Here is a 13,146-nt window from a genome sequence, read left to right on the forward strand (position 1 = left end):
AAGATGCTCTGATCCAAACAAATTGAACAAAATTGAGAAAGGAATAGGGACATGGCGACAACGACTCACATACTAGGTTATCCACGCATTGGTGAAAAAAGAGAATTAAAATTCGCTCAGGAGAAATACTGGCGAGGAGAAATTGATCAAGCTGAGCTTAAAAAGGTTGGGGCAGATCTACGCGCCAAAAACTGGCAAACACAAACGGATGCTGGTCTGAGTTTTGCCACCGCTGGCGACTTCGCTTGGTACGATCATGTACTGACGACCACGTTGCTATTGGGTCATGTGCCAAAGCGTCACGCTGATGGTTTCCCTAACCTGGATACGTTGTTCAAAGTGGGTCGCGGTCAATCTCAGGCGGGTTGCAGCTGTGCGGGCGCTGCGGCATCGGATATGACCAAATGGTTCAACACAAACTACCATTACATTGTCCCTGAGTTCAGCAAGGACGATACGTTTGAAGTGAGCTGGCCGCAACTGTTTGAAGAAGTCAACGAAGTGCTTCAAGCTGGCCACCAAGTGAAGCCTGTTTTGCTTGGCCCAGTCAGTTACCTTTACTTGGGCAAAGAGGTCGAAGAAGGGTTTGACCGCTTAACCCTGCTACCACGCTTACTTACTGCTTACCAAGCTATTTTGGCAAAGCTAGCAAGTCAAGGTGTTGAGTGGGTTCAGATTGATGAGCCAATTTTGTCACTGGAGCTAGAAAGCAAATGGGCTGATTCGTTTAAGCTGGCCTACCAAGTGATTCGAAGCGATGTAAAAGTGCTGCTAACGACGTACTTTGACTCCGTAAGCGATACGCTAGACAAAATTGTAGAGCTACCGGTGGATGGTTTGCATATCGATTTATCTGCCGTCCCTCAGCAGCTTGACGATGTGGTTGCCAAGTTACCGGAGGGGTGGGTGCTTTCTGCTGGCGTTGTGAATGGTCGTAACGTGTGGCGTTCGGATTTAAGTGCCCAACTCGAGCGTCTACAGCCAGTCAAAGAGAAACTGGGCGACAAACTTTGGGTTGCCAGTTCATGTTCTCTTCTACATAGCCCTGTTGATTTAGCACTGGAAACAGAACTGAGCGAAGAAGTAAAAAGTTGGTTTGCCTTTGCAAAACAAAAAGTGGCAGAAGTCGCCTTGCTTGGCCGAGCGCTCGATGGTGATCAAAATGCGATTCTCGCTTGTGATACCTATAGCCAGACAATCAAAGCGCGCAAGACAGCAACACATGTGAATAAACCTCAAGTACAAGCGCGTTTAAACAACATTACCGCGTCACTTGCCGAGCGCAGCGCACCTTATGCAGAGCGTGCTGCGCATCAAGCTGAAGTATTGGGCTTGCCTTTGTTGCCAACAACGACAATCGGCTCTTTTCCTCAAACGGGTGAAATCCGGGTGCAGCGCAGCGCTTATCGTACAGGTCAATTATCTGAGTCTGAATATATCCAAGCACTTAAAGGACATATTGCTGACGCAGTAAAACGTCAAGAGGCGCTCGACCTAGATGTGCTTGTTCACGGCGAAGCAGAGCGTAACGACATGGTGGAATACTTCGCTGAGAACTTGGCGGGTTTTCAAACGACCAAATTTGGTTGGGTACAGAGTTATGGCTCTCGCTGTGTGAAACCTGCCATTGTAGTTGCTGACATTGAACGTGAAAAACCGATCACGGTTGAATGGTCGACGTACGCCCAGTCGCTAACCCGCAAACAGATGAAAGGCATGTTGACTGGACCAGTAACGATTTTATGTTGGACGTTCCCACGTGAAGACATCACACGTCAAGAAATTGCGCAGCAACTTGCTTTGGCACTGCGTGATGAGGTGTCTGACCTGCAAGATGCAGGCATCAATATCATTCAAATTGATGAGCCAGCCATTCGAGAAGGTTTACCACTAAAAAAACGCGATCACAAAGCGTACTTAGAATGGGCCGTAAATGCCTTTAAGGTCTCTGCGGCAAGTGCAAAACCAGAAACTCAGATTCACACTCATATGTGTTACAGCGAGTTCAATGAAATCATTGATTCGGTTGCGGCACTCGATGCGGACGTCATTACCATTGAAACATCTCGCTCAAATATGGAACTGCTGAAAGCATTTGAAGAGTTCAATTACCCGAACGAAATTGGCCCTGGTGTTTATGACATTCACTCACCAAACATTCCTACGGAAGAATGGATTGAAGGTTTAATCAAGAAAGCGGCAGAAAAAATTCCGGCTCAACGTTTGTGGGTAAATCCTGATTGTGGGCTGAAAACACGAAACTGGAAGGAGACAGAAGCCGCATTGGCAAATCTGGTTTCAGCGGCGAAGAAGCTCCGTGCTGAGCTGGCGTAACACATCGTTGCAGCAAATAAAAACGGAGACTGTGATCTCCGTTTTTCTATTCTTAACTGTTAACTTTCGTTTTCAGATTATCCAATAATAGCGAATCATCGTCTCATGCCGAAAGCAACAAAAATTACTGTAGCTACTTCACCTGAGTACAAGTCTGTGCGGAAACCAACTCATCTGCCATCAACTGACCGCGAGAATTACGTACCTTAATACGATACATCAAGCCCATATCAATTTGCTTGCGAACTTCTGGGTTGCTGCAATAGGTATAGATACTGGTATTCAGTACTTGATTTAACGGCTTTGCACCGAGTGCGCCATCGTTATAAATCATCATCATCTCTACAACATTTTTGTTGGATGAGACACGCATTATTTGCAGTGGACCGTACTCTAAAGGGAGGCCCGCTGACAAGACTCCTGCTCGGTTTGATGCCATAAGCTCAAGTTGCCGCTGATTATCATCGGTTGATGAACAGCCAGCCAGAGCACCAAATACCAAGAAAAGACACAGTAATTTTTTCATAAATTAAAACACTTTTTTGAACGGTTTCACGATTACATTATCGTAAACACCAGCCGCTACGTAAGGATCGGCTTCTGCCCACGCTTTAGCATCCTCTAGCGAGGCGAATTCAGCGATGACAGTTGAGCCCGTAAATCCAGCTTCACCAGGATTGTCAGAATCTATCGCAGGCATCGGACCAGCTGTAAGAAGGCGACCTTCGTCTTGTAACTTTTGTAAGCGATCCAAGTGTTGTGGGCGAACGCTCATGCGTTTTTCCAACGAGTTCTCAACGTCCTGTGAAAAGATGACATACCACATAGCATAGTTCCTTAATTGGTAGGGTAAAGTGTTAATTTAACGCCTTTTTTGTGTCTCTCACAAGTGAACAACAGAAAATGTGAGATCCTTTCTAACTGTTAGCGTTGTAGGTTGACTAATTCTGAACCGGACGTGGTTTACCTTCACTGTCAATGGCTACGTAGTTGAAGGTCGCATCACAAACCATGAAGCGTTCGCCAACACCGTGAGCTTTGACGGGTTTGACCCATACTTCCAAATCGACACTCATGGATGTGCGGCCGATCTTAGTGCATTCGCCGTAGCAGCATACGACATCGCCCACACCAACAGGTTTTTTGAACGTAATGCTTGATACCGAAACGGTGACAACGCGACCACAAGAGATCTCTTTTGCCAGAATCGCGCCCGCTAAGTCGAGCTGAGACATTATCCAACCGCCAAAAATATCGCCATTGGCGTTTGTATCTGCAGGCATTGCAAGGGTACGAAGCAGCATTTGACCTTTCGGAGAGCTAATTTCTTGACTCATTGTGACATCCTAAATCTTAAAGGCGCTCAAACTAAGCGCCAACATAGTAAATACCTAGAACCAAAGGTCCTTAAAAAACCGCAGATACCGGACCAGAGAAAGTTGGTTTACAGCAGCAAGAATGGTCTGAAAACGGTACGTTGTTTGAGCGGTTTACTGATACATGGAGCAAAACAGCGACCCTAAGGTCGCTGTGAAGTCGCGGATTATAGCAAAACTGAGTTTTTAATCATCAGTGGACACATCGGATGAGTTATTTTTTTGTTCTTTTGGCATGTGTTTATAAATGTAAAAGCCAGTCGCAATCATGTAGGCAAATGTCGCGATCAACATTCCAAATACTTTGAAGTTAACCCAAACATCCAACGGCAATTCGTAAGCAATATAAATGTTTAGGCCAGCGAAGAATGAGAAGAAGCCAACCCAAGCCCAGTTAATCTTTGCCCAAACAGCGTCAGGTAACGTAATTTCCTTGCCTAGCATACCTTTGATGGCTGATTTTCCCAATGCGTGGCTCACTGCTAAGCCAATCGCCAGAATCGCGTAAATGATGGTGACTTTCCACTTTATAAAATTGTCGTCGTGGAAGAAAAGGGTCATGCCGCCGAAGATAGTGACGATAACAAATGTTATTAGCTGCATCTTTTCGACTTTCTTATACAGCGCATAGGTGACGACAAGCTGAATGGCTGTTGCTACGATCAGTGCACCTGTCGCCACGTAGATGTCGTACAGCTTGTATAAAGCGAAGAAAACGATGAGTGGTATAAAGTCTAGGATCTGCTTCATGATGGCAAAATCTACCTAATTGTTGAATTGAAGACAGTCTAACGGAATCTGACAAGATGTGAATACTGAGGAAGTTAAGGTAAGAATAGTAACGCTTAGTATATCGTACAGCCCGCAAGCTTCTTCCATGTCGAAACAGCATATGGAAGGAATAAAAATTGCCGCGATGAGGCGGCAATAAAGTTGAGAGTTTTAAACCTTAAGCAACACGTTGATATTGGGAAATAAGCGTTTTTACATCTTCTAAATAGCCTTCCCGTAGTAAGTTATCGACCGTTGCTTCTAGCTCTTCGAGAGACATCGTGAAGCAAGTGGATTTACCAGTCATCAGGCTCAGATATTGATGATACTCTTCTTCTGTATAGTGGCCTAAGCGATCAAGTAACAGTGTTTTGATTCCATGATGAATCAGGCCGTAGTATGTATGTCGATGAAGTAACATGGCGATCTCCTTATCAAGCTCATACGCTACTCTTTTGTAGCCTGCTTGACCTTCTGGATAATTCGATTTACTCCAATAATGCACATCTAGTGCCAATTCTATATTTGCAGATTAAAAAGTGTTGGAAGGTGCAAAATTCTCGTTCTGTAGCCATCTTTGGATGACGACTTGAAGTGCATTTAACGTGGTGGGCTTTTCGAGTCTGTCATCCATGAGTTTCGAAATTAGCTCCAACTCTCTAGCTCCAGACTCACCAGATAAGGCAATGATTGGAACGGAGGATGTGATTTGCTTAATCCGTTGGCTTGCGTCAAATCCATTCATTACCGGCATTTGGACATCCATAAGAACGAGATCAATCTTGTGAGAGTGGAATAGTTCTACCGCAGAGGCTCCATTATTTGCTTGTAAGCTGTTGACTCCCAATCTTTTTAAATACATCTGTACCAAGGTGCGTTGCACCTCTTTGTCATCAACAATGAGCACTGTTGGTGCATCTTTACATACTTGTACGTGTTGAGCTGAATGATTTTCAGAATGTGATGCAGTTGCTTTCCAGCTATCAAAGTCCGGTGCTCTTAATGTCTCTGGTTTTGGTGCGTTTGGTACGACTGGGAAATACAAGTAGAATTCTGTGAACTCGTTCAATTCAGACTGGCACTCTATTCGTCCTCCGAAGGAGCGCATAACACGTTGGCAATAGCCCAAACCTAAGCCACTGCCTCCGCTTTTTTGATACGAGAAAAAGTCATCAAATATCTTGTGTAAGATACTGCTATCTATACCTGGCCCACTATCTCGGAAGATCAGAATGTTTTCGTAAGCCCCCGTCTGGGTACGAATCTCAATTTGACTGTCGGGATAAGAATCAAAATAGTAGATAGCGTTACGAATCAAATTGAAAATGACAAAGTTAAACAGGGTCTCATTTAACTTCGCGACAAAATCGTGTGCCTGTGGCAGGTTAATTCTCTCTATTATTTGATCGTTTTCAAAACCATAACGGCTTACTGCTTGTTCGATGGCTTTATGTATGGAAGTGAGAGCTAAAGGCTCATGCTCTGGTGAACTGTCGCTAACTTCTCGTAAAATAATATCGATAAGTTGTCGACCGCGTTGTATAGCGGCTTCACCTTTATCAATTTCTCTTTTTAGCGTATCCAGTGAGGCGTTTGACTCTATATGCTGTTTTAAAGCTTCAAATTGTAATTGTACTTGAGCGAGAGGGTTACGCATTTCATGTGCAATGGAGTTAGCCAGCGCACGGCTTTGGCGTACCTTTCTATCGGCTTCAATGGTGCTCTGGATGCGAACTAATAACGTTTGCAGAGCTGAGATTTCTTCATTAGAAAACAGCTTATTATCTATTTTATGTGAAGAAATCAGCAAGTGAGTAACAGATTTTCCACGACCGAAGAGAGGCATAACGAGCGCAGTATTGCTTGAGCGCATACGCTCGTAGAGCTTTCTCATAGACCCTTTAGAAGAGGAGGCATAATCAATTTCTTCAGACAACTCATCAAGCACGAGAACTGACTTGCTTGACGGCAGGTACTCTTCGTAAAACGTTTCTGTGTAATTGCTAGTGACTAGCTGTAGCTTGTTGTTTGGTATGTTAAGTAACGATGCCAACTGACGCATAGCATCATCTATTGAGCGTTTAAACTCTTCCTCTAACCCAAGGATTTGCTGAACGGGAGTGTGTCGTTTCCCATAAATAAAATATGAAGCGAAACGACTGACTCGCTTAAAAAGCAAGTGCCAAGTGATACCGATAAGCGCGCATAAAGGTACCGCAACAAGCCATTGGTTATCTTCAGAGATAGGAATAAATATCGCCCCTAGCGGCAGAACGAAAATTGCGCAGACTAAGAGCGCGCTTACCGTTAAGTACGTGAGATATTTAGCGCTGTAGAAGCGAGAGGTAAGTAGGGCATAGCCGACAAACAACATTTCGCTGATTGAAAGTGCTGGTGGTAACCAAGTTAGGGAGAAGTCGCCAAGGAAATACGTCATTCCAAGGTGTATCACTGCAGTAGATAACATGAATACCAAAATGCCAGCGATCATATAGTTGCTTTTTGCTAGCGTGAGCTTGCTGCTGTTCGCGCGCATGGCAATCAAGTTAAGCAGCGTTAGTACCACGAAAGCTAGCAAACTAATGAAAAAATATGAGGTATGTGGGCCAAATTCAATGACGAACTGGCTTGGACCACTAATGGTGACATTTTCGACAGTAAGATTCGGCACTAAGTTGATGTACAGTGAATACGTTGCTAGTGCGACAAAGACGACTTTTTGCCAGACTTTGACCGCTGTTTTTTTAACATCTGCGGTTAACTGGCAAGAAAAATAGAATGCAAACGCAAAGGCGAAAAAAGACGCTAAGTTCGCTAACTTAGCCATAAAAATGCCACCAACAGAGCCTAATTCTGGCAATAAATCGGTATGGAAATAGGCGTTGCTGCTTATCCAAACAATGATACAGCTGGAATAAGCGATGTAAGGCGCGTGATGCGAGCCTAAGATTGATTCACTCTTCTGTTTTAGGCGATAGCAGTAATACAGTAGCCAAGCGAATACTATTAGTACAGTCGCGTACAATGCCATTGCTTTTGGGTAAAAGAGACCGTGCAAATGAACATCAAGCATGCTCATTCACCTTTTTATCCATTCTTTTTGTTCGTACGCAATGTTTGTAGTCGCGAAATTGTATGTCTTGAAATGCTTCAACCATCATACCTAAATTCCAGAAACCGCGGTATGTCTTGGTACCGTCACCGTTAATGTCGCGGTATCCTGAGTGAAAGTAGGCACTTAAATCAATAGATTGATAGAAATTTAACATAAATACTTGCTCAATAATGGTAAAGCCGAGCTTATAGCCTGCTTTATAGAGCTCGCTCATCATAGTTTTTTGCGCCAGATACAAAAAATACAGCTTTTGTTGAATGTTGCCTCCCACCGTAAGACGCAGTACTTCGCAAACCGCTTCACTGTTCTTTACACGAGATTGAAACTGAGCATCAAACTCAATAAGAGTGTGCTCATGAGTTAGAGCACGACACTCCAAAATACCCAGTTGATTGAGAACACTGTACCCATGATTAGGAAAGCAAAACTGCCATTGTTCGTTACTAAACTGTGGTGAGTAACTGAGCCAGTTATTTTGTTGATGCCAGCTTTGCACTAAAGCGGAGGAGACCATGATTGGTGAAGATGACGATTTGAGCAAGAGGGCAAAGTGCTGCCCTTTTTGCGAGAGTGATAAAAGAGGCAAGATTTCAAACCATTGTTCAGTTTGGACGAAAAGCTCAAGATTACTCAGTGTGATCGCTTCGGAAATCGGCATTAACGCTGCATGATTTGGCAGCATTACCTCAAGATCGCAATCTGCGATATCTTCAATTAACACGCTAGTATAGCTGTGGTCGTCAAACGGAAGCGGAGTAGGAATCGCCGCTTCGTTTGAAGGATATTTTTGCTTGATTGCTTCGATCTCGCATTGACACCAGAAAACCATCCAATGCGGGTAACAATCTGCGGCAAGTTGTTCAAGTAAACGAATCTCTTTGGAGAAACCTGTCGGATACTGTTGCACTAAATCTCGATAATCCATTAACTCAAATAGTGCAGAAAGACTTTTTGATGCGTGTTTAGGAAAGAGAGATTTAAGCAGTTTTATTCGATACAGAGCAACCTGTTGAAAAAGAGCATCTCGTTTTTGTTTCGTCAGGGTAAGAATAACTGAGTCAACCAGGGCCTGCTGCTTTGATTCGATCGGCAAATTTATTTTGGTGAGATATTCCAAAGATTGCTCAAGACTCATGATATAACCTAGCTCTAACGTTTTGTTATATTTTGTAATGGTTTATATCATTTTGAAAAATTTATGCCATCGGTTTCTATTTGTATAGTTACGTAATGCAAGAAAAGACAAAAAAACCGCTCATTATGAGCGGTTTTTGGTCTATTCAAGAAAGGGTTAGGCTTCTTGCTTTTTTAGCTCAGCTTCTGCCGTTTCTTCTTCAATTAGCGCATCAACGATAACTGCACATGCAGCATCACCTGTGATGTTCAGTGCTGTACGAATCATATCGAAAATACGGTCAAGAGCGAATAGCAGCGGTAGACCTTCAATTGGAATGCCAGCGGCAAGAAGCACGGCAACCACTAGGAAAGAAGGGCCAGGAACACCCGCTTGACCAACCGCACCCAATGTAGACGTTACGATAATTGCAATGTAAGCGCCCATGCCTAGATCGATATCGAACAGTTGAGCAAAGAAGATAGCAACCAAGCCATAGTAAATCGCATTACCTGACATGTTGATCGTTGCGCCTAGAGGCAGAACAAATGATGCAGTTGAATTTTTTACGCCCAGCTCTTTTTCACAGGTGTCCATTGTAACAGGCAGTGTTGCCATAGAAGACGCTGTTGAAAGCGCAACTGCTTGCGGTTTCTTCATTGAAGACAGGAATTTCTTCGCAGATGTCTTCGTGAAAACATGCACCATTGCTGGGTAAACAACGAAACCGAAGATTAGGATGGCGGCAACGTAAACAACGAACAGTTTAAACACCACCATTAGTGCACCAAAACCGAACGTACCGACGGCTTCTGCCATCAGACCAAATACACCGATAGGTGCAATGATCATTACTTTGTTGATCATCCAAACCATTGCGTCAACGATGCAGTTAACACCATTGATGATTGGTTCACGACGCTCTTTTGCTTGCTTAGAAATCGCAATACCAAAGAACATACAGAAAACGAGGATCTGTAGGATGTTTGCTTCATTTAGTGATTGGAAAACGTTGGTTGGGATCATACCAGTGATGGTTGCCCAGAAAGTAGGTAGTTCACCTTTTGAAGCGTATTCTGCTGAGAACATGCCTTCAACGCCAGAGACGTCGATACCCATGCCTGGTTGGAATACTTCACCCATAAATAGTGCAAGCGCAACGGCTAGGGCGGATGTTAAACCAAAATAACCTAGAGTGACGATGCCAACTTTACCTGCTGACTGGCTGTTCCCAAGACCAGCGGCGCCAGAAATCAAGGCTACAGCGACCAAAGGAATAACCAACATTTTGATTAAGTTGATAAAGATAGCACCTAAAGGAGCGAACACTGTCGCATCATGACCCATCATGGCACCAACGGCTGTGCCCACGATCATGGCGATTACGACTTGTACGCCAATGTTGTTTAGCAAACTCTTTTCTTTTAACACTTCCATAACCTCTGTGCTAATAAAATGTAAAATCCTAAAATTACCCACTAACCATAAATGGATTTACGGATAATTATCTCGCCTTGCTTTTTACACTTATCGTTTACAATTGGCAATATGCAGCAAGGTATTATTGATGGATTAATCGATATTTTATTGACGAACGATAAAGTTTTGTTCAATAGCAAACGTTTGCTATTGATTTTTCTTATAAGGGTTGCGCTTAGGATTGTTCAAGTTTATTTTTCTTTATTTGTTTTCTTTTTGTTAATTTTAACCGCTTTTGTATTTGCTATTGCAGTCAGAGTTTTTAGTGACTTGGGTTGATATTTATAACAATTCATCTCTTTCAAGCTCACACTTTTATTAATTTGCCTTCTGAAATGTTAATTGCTTTACATTCTTGGCTCTAATTGCGTTGTAAACATAATGTTAAATTGTAATGACTGGTGAGACTCAAATGCTGACGATCCAGTGTTAGAGATAACTTGCTTAGTTAATGCTCCTGAGCTGATTAGACGAGAAAGACAAGTAAGAGGTGAAGAGACTATGATGAATCTTGCTGCTGCGTTACAAAGAAATGCTGCGAGTAAACCAGATAAAACGGCGTTGATATGTGGCACTGAAAAGATAAATTATGCGCAGTTTGATGCGATCGCCGGCAAGATCGCAGCGTCTTTAATCAATAAAGGCGTAAAGCCAGGTGACCGCGTTGCGATTTCATGCCCAAACATTCCTTTTTTCGCGTTTGTTTATTATGCAATACAAAAAGCTGGCGCGGTTGCAGTCCCATTAAATGTGCTTTTGAAAGCGCGAGAAATTAAGTATCACTTAGAAGATTCAAAAGCGAAGTTTTATTTCTGCTTTGAAGGGACGAAAGAACTGCCAATGGCAAAAGAGGGTGTCAAAGCCTTTGAACAAGTCGATACATGCGAAGGCATAGTCGTATTGACTCAATCTCAAGATGAAAGCTATTGGAATGGTGTAATAACTCTCAATGCGTTTATAGCCGATGTCCAACCGTTGCCGGATTATATACCGCGTAATGCGGATGATACATGTGTGATTTTGTATACATCAGGGACGACAGGCTTACCAAAAGGCGCTGAACTGACTCAGCAGAACATCATAATGAACGCTCTGGTGGCACAAAACATTATGGGCAGCCAGGCCGATGATATTCACTTAGTAACTTTGCCTTTATTTCATACATTTGGTCAAACCGTCCACTTAAATGCTAGTGTTTTGGGCGGGGCAACATTGGTGTTAGTGCCTAGGTTTGAGCCTAAACATGTTCTTGAGCTGGTGGAAAAACATAGGGTGACGATATTTGCTGGTGTGCCAACGATGTACATCGGTCTGCTTCATGTGCAGCATCAATTTGATACCTCGTCATTGCGTGTTGCAGTAAGCGGTGGTGCGCCATTACCAACCGAAATCTTTCGAACCTTTGAAGAAACATTTAATGTGCCGATCTTAGAAGGATACGGGTTGTCGGAGACAAGTCCTATTGCATGTTTTAATCATTTAGATCAGGAGCGAATACCAGGCTCGGTAGGTCAACCGGTTCAAGGCGTCGAAGTAAGAGTTATCGACATTGAAGGCAATGCACTACCGATAGGCGAAGAAGGTGAGATTGTTGTGCGTGGTCATAATGTTATGAAGGGATATCTTGACCGCCCAGAAGTTACTGAATCTGCGCTACAAAATGGTTGGTTCCATACTGGTGATGTGGGCCGCTTTGACAGTTCAGGTAATTTATTTATTGTCGATAGAATGAAAGATCTGATCATTCGAGGTGGATTTAATGTTTATCCCAGAGAAATTGAAGAAGTTTTCATGACTCATCCTGCCGTTTCAATGGTCGCGGTGATAGGGATTCTAAATGAAGAGTATGGCGAAGAGATAAAAGCCTACGTTGTACTTAAACCAAAAGAATACATTGACGCCGATTCATTACAAAAGTGGGGTAAAGAGCAATTAGCCTCGTTTAAATATCCTCGTTATGTCGAAATTCGTGAACACCTCCCGATGAGTGCGACAGGAAAGATTTTGAAACGTGAGTTGAAATCTGAATTGAATATAGCTTAGTCAATTCAATGGTTTTTGTGTCACAGCGCCACTTGCCTAAGTGCAAATGGTGTTGTGCTCTTGACCAATTAGATGCATAAGGTTTTTAGCTATCGTTAGACAATACTTAGCGTTTGTTGAATGGATCTATTGCTCGAGTTCTTTAAAGTATTCTTCTAAGCGTTTCGGATTGGTAATGGTTACTGAGCCATAGTTTAGCTCTAGCATCCCAATACTTTCTAATCGTTTTAGTATCTTGTGTACGCTCTGACGAGTTAGCCCCATCATGTTAGCGATATGTTCTCTTGTTACCCTGACAACGCATGGTCGAGTATCGATCGCTTGATTAAGTTGGTATTCAGCAAGTAGCAGCAACCTTTTGGCGACTCGTTCTTCAATTCCTCTAATCGCGTCATCTTCGATAACAGAAATAGCAGACCACAAGCGGCGGCTAAGTAAGTCGAGTATAGTGGGGTAACTTTGAGGGTATTTGGCGAGTAATTGGCGAAATTTATCTCCAGGAAGCTCCATTACAGTCACGTCCGAATGCGCGGTCGCACCAAAAATACGAGGCATGCCGGGAGAAAAAACATTGTCTCCAAACCAGCCACCAGCTTCGAAAATCATCAGTGTGACTTCTTTGCCTTTTGAACTAATTGAGTTCACTCTCACTGCACCTTGAGCTATGACCATAAGAGAAGATTGAAGCGCACCTTTATTGCAAATCAGTGCTTTTTCGTCGAAGCAGCGAACCTTAGTCATTTGCGCTGCTTCACTAAGCCCTTTATCTGGCAGCCCTGATAGTACAGGACATTTGGCTAGCAGTGTTTTGACTTCTTCCATGTAGCAACCTTACTGCACATTGCTTTATTGAGTTAGTTAAGTTACCCAAGCTTAACACTCTTTGAGTGCTCTGCTTGAGATAGATTTGGAAA

11 protein-coding genes are annotated in these 13,146 nt (G+C 43.2%); 2 read left to right on the top strand and 9 right to left on the bottom strand.

What is annotated here, in order from left to right; genetic code table 11:
* The first annotated feature begins 51 nt into the window (after window positions 1-51).
* Window positions 52-2,334, top strand: coding sequence for a 5-methyltetrahydropteroyltriglutamate--homocysteine S-methyltransferase (metE, locus tag R7E47_RS07850; RefSeq protein ID WP_318084021.1), 2,283 nt, complete (start codon window positions 52-54; stop codon window positions 2,332-2,334).
* A gap of 133 nt (window positions 2,335-2,467) precedes the next feature.
* Here the strand turns inward: metE and R7E47_RS07855 are convergent, their stop codons facing one another.
* From R7E47_RS07855 to R7E47_RS07890, 8 genes are all read right to left on the bottom strand, one after another.
* Window positions 2,468-2,860: a GspS/AspS pilotin family protein gene (locus R7E47_RS07855; RefSeq protein WP_005386726.1), complete on the bottom strand. Its 393-nt coding sequence runs from the start codon at window positions 2,858-2,860 to the stop codon at window positions 2,468-2,470.
* Window positions 2,861-2,863: 3 nt separating this feature from the next.
* The gene (locus R7E47_RS07860; RefSeq protein WP_005376766.1) at window positions 2,864-3,160 is read right to left on the bottom strand and encodes a YciI family protein; all 297 of its coding nucleotides are present in this window, start codon (window positions 3,158-3,160) and stop codon (window positions 2,864-2,866) included.
* 115 nt (window positions 3,161-3,275) lie between these two features.
* On the bottom strand, window positions 3,276-3,671 hold the full coding sequence (gene yciA, locus R7E47_RS07865; RefSeq protein ID WP_005376768.1) for an acyl-CoA thioester hydrolase YciA: 396 nt from the start codon (window positions 3,669-3,671) through the stop codon (window positions 3,276-3,278).
* Between the two features lie 225 nt (window positions 3,672-3,896).
* The gene (locus R7E47_RS07870) at window positions 3,897-4,460 is read right to left on the bottom strand and encodes a septation protein A (protein ID WP_005376769.1); all 564 of its coding nucleotides are present in this window, start codon (window positions 4,458-4,460) and stop codon (window positions 3,897-3,899) included.
* Window positions 4,461-4,659: 199 nt separating this feature from the next.
* Window positions 4,660-4,902 (bottom strand): hypothetical protein, encoded by a 243-nt coding sequence (locus R7E47_RS07875; RefSeq protein ID WP_005376770.1) that lies wholly within the window; start codon window positions 4,900-4,902, stop codon window positions 4,660-4,662.
* A gap of 111 nt (window positions 4,903-5,013) precedes the next feature.
* Window positions 5,014-7,554, bottom strand: coding sequence for a hybrid sensor histidine kinase/response regulator (locus R7E47_RS07880; RefSeq protein WP_318084023.1), 2,541 nt, complete (start codon window positions 7,552-7,554; stop codon window positions 5,014-5,016).
* A complete protein-coding gene (locus R7E47_RS07885; RefSeq protein WP_318084025.1) occupies window positions 7,547-8,731 on the bottom strand; it encodes an acyl-homoserine-lactone synthase in 1,185 nt (394 codons plus the stop codon). The genes R7E47_RS07880 and R7E47_RS07885 overlap by 8 nt, the downstream gene beginning before the upstream one ends.
* A gap of 156 nt (window positions 8,732-8,887) precedes the next feature.
* Window positions 8,888-10,147, bottom strand: coding sequence for a dicarboxylate/amino acid:cation symporter (locus R7E47_RS07890; RefSeq protein ID WP_213891790.1), 1,260 nt, complete (start codon window positions 10,145-10,147; stop codon window positions 8,888-8,890).
* Window positions 10,148-10,690: 543 nt separating this feature from the next.
* On the opposite strand from R7E47_RS07890, the gene R7E47_RS07895 reads away from it, so the two are divergent.
* Complete coding sequence (locus R7E47_RS07895; protein WP_318084027.1) at window positions 10,691-12,232, top strand: long-chain fatty acid--CoA ligase; 1,542 nt, start codon at window positions 10,691-10,693, stop codon at window positions 12,230-12,232.
* Window positions 12,233-12,358: 126 nt separating this feature from the next.
* On the opposite strand, the gene R7E47_RS07900 is transcribed toward R7E47_RS07895, so the two are convergent.
* Window positions 12,359-13,054 (bottom strand): Crp/Fnr family transcriptional regulator, encoded by a 696-nt coding sequence (locus tag R7E47_RS07900; protein WP_005376777.1) that lies wholly within the window; start codon window positions 13,052-13,054, stop codon window positions 12,359-12,361.
* Window positions 13,055-13,146: the final 92 nt, after the last annotated feature.

The sequence above is a fragment of the Vibrio sp. Vb1026 genome (genome assembly GCF_033338745.1).
Classification (GTDB): Bacteria; Pseudomonadota; Gammaproteobacteria; order Enterobacterales; family Vibrionaceae; genus Vibrio; species Vibrio alginolyticus.

Coding starts and splice junctions, on each gene's coding strand:
- metE (WP_318084021.1), top strand. CDS start 52: ATGGCGACAACGACTCACATACTAGGTTATCCACGCATTGGTGAAAAA.
- R7E47_RS07855 (WP_005386726.1), bottom strand. CDS start 2,860: ATGAAAAAATTACTGTGTCTTTTCTTGGTATTTGGTGCTCTGGCTGGC.
- R7E47_RS07860 (WP_005376766.1), bottom strand. CDS start 3,160: ATGTGGTATGTCATCTTTTCACAGGACGTTGAGAACTCGTTGGAAAAA.
- yciA (WP_005376768.1), bottom strand. CDS start 3,671: ATGAGTCAAGAAATTAGCTCTCCGAAAGGTCAAATGCTGCTTCGTACC.
- R7E47_RS07870 (WP_005376769.1), bottom strand. CDS start 4,460: ATGAAGCAGATCCTAGACTTTATACCACTCATCGTTTTCTTCGCTTTA.
- R7E47_RS07875 (WP_005376770.1), bottom strand. CDS start 4,902: ATGTTACTTCATCGACATACATACTACGGCCTGATTCATCATGGAATC.
- R7E47_RS07880 (WP_318084023.1), bottom strand. CDS start 7,554: ATGCTTGATGTTCATTTGCACGGTCTCTTTTACCCAAAAGCAATGGCA.
- R7E47_RS07885 (WP_318084025.1), bottom strand. CDS start 8,731: ATGAGTCTTGAGCAATCTTTGGAATATCTCACCAAAATAAATTTGCCG.
- R7E47_RS07890 (WP_213891790.1), bottom strand. CDS start 10,147: ATGGAAGTGTTAAAAGAAAAGAGTTTGCTAAACAACATTGGCGTACAA.
- R7E47_RS07895 (WP_318084027.1), top strand. CDS start 10,691: ATGATGAATCTTGCTGCTGCGTTACAAAGAAATGCTGCGAGTAAACCA.
- R7E47_RS07900 (WP_005376777.1), bottom strand. CDS start 13,054: ATGGAAGAAGTCAAAACACTGCTAGCCAAATGTCCTGTACTATCAGGG.